Below are 4,387 nucleotides of genomic sequence, written 5' to 3' on the forward strand. Positions count from 1 at the left end.
ACGCCGAACGGACACACATTCTGCTACTTAACCCTACTTTTTGGTTGTTCATGTTTCAGCTTCTCTACACATTCAAAGGACAACTGCACAATGACCTAAATCAGGCCGACTTGGCCTCAGTGGCTGCGCTTACCGCCATCCATTTTCATTTAATTGTCAATAAGCGTCGACGGGGATAGGCTGAGTGCATGGCACACGAGCACCACGACCACGATCACTCCAGCACGCCGCTGCGCGCACTCTTGATTGCGCTAGGCATTACCGGCACCGTCTTCTTCGCGGAGCTGATCGGCGGCTGGTTGGCGGGTTCGATGGCGCTGATGGCGGATGCGATGCACATGCTTTCCGACGCTGCGGGGTTGATCATCGCGGTGTTAGCGGTGTTGGTTGGGCGCCGACAAGCATCGGCTCAGGCCACGTACGGCTACCGACGAGTGGAGGTGCTTGCTGCACTGGCGAACGCAGTGATGGTGCTGGCGATCTCGGTGTGGATTGTCGTCGAGGCGGTGCGCCGCCTGCAGAGCCCGGCCGAAGTGCAGGGAAAAACGATGCTGATCATCGCGGTGATCGGCCTGGTGGCGAATGCGCTATCGGCGTGGGTTCTGCACCGGCACCGCAAATCCTCGATCAACGTGGAGGGCGCGTTCTTGCACGTGTTAGTGGATATGCTCGGCTCGGTCGCAGTAATCGTGGCCGGCATCGTGGTACTGACCACGGGGTTTGTGGCGGCGGACGTGATCGCCTCCCTAGCGATCGCGGCGATGGTGCTGCCGCGCGCCTGGCAGCTCATGCGGCTTTCGGCGAGCGTGCTGCTCGAGCAAGTCCCGGCGGACTTCGACGCCAGTGCGATCGAGCCCGCGCTGCGGCAGGTCGAGGGCGTTGCTGACATCCACGACCTGCACCTGTGGAGCCTGGACGGCGTGAACGTGCTCACGACCGTGCATATCGTGCGCGACGGCACCGTCGGCACCGGCCCGCTGTTGGATGCCGCCCAGCAGGCCCTGCGCGAACACGGTATCGAGCACTCCACCATCCAGATTGAGCACCCAGAGCACGAATCCCACGAGACGGTGTGCTGATTCCCTTCTAACCTGACTTAGGCCAATTTTGTGCGGAAGTTCGCGGCCGGTGATTACTTGGATGGTGGCAGTGAGGTCGGGCGGGAATGGTACGGCGGCGTGAATGGTTTCGCCGCCAACGACGAGTTGAAAGCTGCGGTATTTCTTGAGTGTTCTCACGAGGCGTTTGATGAAGTGACCACTGCGGGTCTCCATCAGGTGGGTCACGGCTAGTGCTGCCATCACAATATTGAGATGTGCTGTGATCGAGTTTTGTTTCCTCGCATAGATTGGGCGTGCTTTCAGGTCTGATTTCGACATCCGATACGACATTTTCAATGTGGAATAGCCTGCGGTAATGCCTGATAACCTCCTGGGCGGGAAGAGCGGTCAGGTCGGTTTCATAGCCTTTAATTCCGGCTAGGGCTCGGTGTTTGCAGCGAGAGCGTAGTTGACCTTCTTGTTCGGGGTGGAAAGATCGAAATAGCGGTTGCGCTTAATGGCGATTTCGCCGTCAACAGCGCGTTTGGCTTTTGCGACTTGCTCTTTGATTCCGCGCAGGCCGCGTCTGGCCCGATCATAGGAGTACTGGAAGTGGGTCACCGTATTCGGGGTTGTGTGTTTGCGCGCATCGCTTGCCGAGGCTTGTGTCCAGATCTGGCCGTGGGCGTAGGCTTCACCAGGGATTTCCCGCCGCCAGGTTTCAATCACCTCAGGCACGGTGGGGTTTCACCGACAAAATGTAGTGCAGACCTGCATCTATCAATGCTTGCTTGTTCGGAGGGTGTCAAGTTGTTTGTGTGTGGGGCTAGGTTTATAGGTATTTGTCGAAGCGGTCGGGGTAGGCAACGGCCATTTGGTTGATGGCTTGTTTCCAGCCGGAAACTCGGGCTCCTTCCATGAGTCTGCCGGCTGTCGCTGAGACTCGTTTGCCTTGCTTTGCCCTCTTTGCGGCTCGTTTGTCTTCGATGTTGCAGGTCATCAACCACAGCGTCTTTATCGCTGATTCATCGTTGGTGAACTGCACCCTGTTGCGGGTAGCTTTACGCAGTTCATTGTTAAACGACTCAATGGAGTTCGTCGTATAGATTACCTTTCTGGCTGCTGGTGGGAACTGCAGAAACGGTACGAAACGCGCCCACGCATCACGCCAGACCTTGACTGAGCGGGGATATTTCTCACCCAGCTCGGAGGCTTCAAATTCGTCTAAAGCAACCTGTGCTGTGGGCTCGTCCGTGGCAGTGTAAATCTTTTTCAACGCGGCTGATACGCCCCGGCGATCCCCGTAGGCTACCCACCGGTTAGCGGCGCGAATCAGGTGCACGATACAGGTTTGCACCATAGAGTTCGGCCAGGTTGCCTCAACTGCCTCTGGCAGGCCTTTCAGCCCGTCACAGCAGACGATAAAGACGTCCTTGACCCCACGGTTAGAAAGGTTGGCGCATACCTGCGCCCAGAATGAAGCGCCTTCTTCCTTGGCAATCCACAATCCTAAAATGTGCTTAATACCGTTGAGATCCACGCCGATTGCCATGTACGCAGATTTGTTGACTACTCGGCCGTCGTCGCGGACTTTAATGCGCAACGCGTCCAGGAAAACCACGGGGTAGAACTCGTCTAGCTGGCGGTTTTGCCAGACCATGACCTCATCGAGCACGGCGTCAGTAACCGCAGAAATCGTCTCATGGGAAATATCGACACGCATCGACGTTGCCATATGGTGCTGGATGTCCCTAATTGTCATCCCACCGGCGTACAAGCTGACGATCATGTCATCGACATCAGTCAAGCGCCTAGAACCTTTAGGGACCATAGTCGGCAAGAATGTTCCAGCCCGATCCCGAGGGACATCAACGGTGACTGGCCCGTAGTTAGAATCCACGGTCTTTGGATACGACCCGTTGCGGTAATTGTCTGTTCTAGCTGCAGCTTTAGCGCTCCTGTCGCCAGACTCGTAGCCCAGGTGGGCATCCATTTCAGCGTTGAGTCCCCTGGTAATCGAGGCTTGTAACATGCCGCGAACTAGGTCGTTGGCATCCGTTGTGGACGTGCCTAGGTCATCAATCAGTTTCGCGATGTCAGGGTTAGCAAGCAGCTTCTTTTCAATCGCATCAATCTTGGCCTTATTAGCCGGATCTCGTCTCGCCACAGTAGTCATTCTGGTCCATCTCCTTATGCGGGTTAGGTACCCACACACAAACCATCAGACACTCTCTGGTGTGCTTTCCGGGTGAGTAAAAACAGGCCACGATGCCCGGTATGTGCTGGGCAAATGAAGAAAAACGGAACCACATCCAAAGGCACAACCAGGTGGCGGTGCAAAGACCCGAACTGCGGCAGCTCCACGACACGAACTCGCACCGATCTCACGCAGGCCTGCGACTTCAAAGCCTTCATCTCCTATGTCACCTCCACAGCGACGTTGTCTGAACTCGCCGGGCAACAAAGGGTGAGTCGTTGGACACTTGATCGCCGATTCGAACCGTTTTGGCTCATCGACGTCCCCAACGACGGTGCCCCGCAGCGCGTCTACGATCAGATCTTCATCGACGGCACCTACACCGCGGCTGGCTGCCTACTTGTGGCAGCCAGCCGCGACCACGTCATTGCATGGCACTGGACCAAACACGAAACAGCCCACGCATACACGCAGCTACTTCGCAAAATCGCCGAACCACTCTGCGTCGTCCTCGACGGCGGACAAGGCGCACTCACCGCGATTAAAGCCTGCTGGCCAAACGCGATGATTCAGCGTTGTCTCGTCCATGCACAACGCGTCATCCGCCGCTACACCACTCACGGCCGCGCACCGACGCCGGCAAAACCATCTACGCACTGGCGCTGAAACTAACCCGTGTCACCACACTCGAACAGGCACGGGAGTGGACGCTACGTCTGCACGACTTCGGTCAGGTATTCAAAACATTCCTCAACGAGAAAACACCCGTGCCAAAAGAACGCCGAACACTCAATAACCAGTGGGAATGGACTCATCTGCGAATACGCAAAGCCTACAACTCACTGCTGCACCTATCGCGCAACAATTGGTTGTTTACTTACCTTAAGCCACCACCGAATGCGCTTGATCCTAAACGCTGGGCTTCAACGACAAACAGTCTTGAAGGCGGCATAAACGCCCAGCTCAAACGCATCGCCGATGCGCACCGAGGCAGGTCAGGGGAACGCCAACGAAAAATGCTCGAGTGGTACCTCCACACCAAAAAGCAACTGCCTGACGATCCGCTAAATATCGCCAGGCAGTGCAATTATGGCCAAGATCAACTCGCCAAAGTCATCGGGCCTGACCCCCGGAAAGTAGACACGTCGGG

Annotated in this window: 4 protein-coding genes and 1 pseudogene; 3 read left to right on the plus strand and 2 right to left on the minus strand. The window is 56.4% G+C overall.

Annotated features, from left to right (window positions below):
• Positions 1 to 188 precede the first annotated feature (188 nt).
• Together HMPREF3155_RS08575 and HMPREF3155_RS08580 are read left to right on the plus strand one after the other, a co-directional pair.
• Positions 189 to 1,079 (plus strand): cation diffusion facilitator family transporter, encoded by an 891-nt coding sequence (locus tag HMPREF3155_RS08575; protein WP_005328806.1) that lies wholly within the window; start codon positions 189 to 191, stop codon positions 1,077 to 1,079.
• A gap of 30 nt (positions 1,080 to 1,109) precedes the next feature.
• The gene (locus HMPREF3155_RS08580) at positions 1,110 to 1,292 is read left to right on the plus strand and encodes a hypothetical protein (RefSeq protein ID WP_005324624.1); all 183 of its coding nucleotides are present in this window, start codon (positions 1,110 to 1,112) and stop codon (positions 1,290 to 1,292) included.
• A 186-nt stretch (positions 1,293 to 1,478) separates the two neighbouring features.
• Here the strand turns inward: HMPREF3155_RS08580 and HMPREF3155_RS08585 are convergent, their stop codons facing one another.
• Positions 1,479 to 1,778, minus strand: a complete 300-nt coding sequence (locus HMPREF3155_RS08585; protein ID WP_141740993.1) for a hypothetical protein — start codon at positions 1,776 to 1,778, stop codon at positions 1,479 to 1,481.
• Between the two features lie 94 nt (positions 1,779 to 1,872).
• Positions 1,873 to 3,216 carry an IS256 family transposase gene (locus HMPREF3155_RS08590; protein WP_062035649.1) on the minus strand — a complete coding sequence of 448 codons (1,344 nt, stop codon included), beginning with the start codon at positions 3,214 to 3,216 and terminating at the stop codon, positions 1,873 to 1,875.
• Between the two features lie 114 nt (positions 3,217 to 3,330).
• Here HMPREF3155_RS08590 and HMPREF3155_RS08595 point away from each other — a divergent pair.
• Positions 3,331 to 4,387: pseudogene (locus HMPREF3155_RS08595) on the plus strand (IS1249 family transposase); the annotation flags it as partial.

It is taken from the genome of Corynebacterium sp. HMSC06D04 (assembly GCF_001807315.1).
Lineage (GTDB): Bacteria > Actinomycetota > Actinomycetes > Mycobacteriales > Mycobacteriaceae > Corynebacterium > Corynebacterium simulans.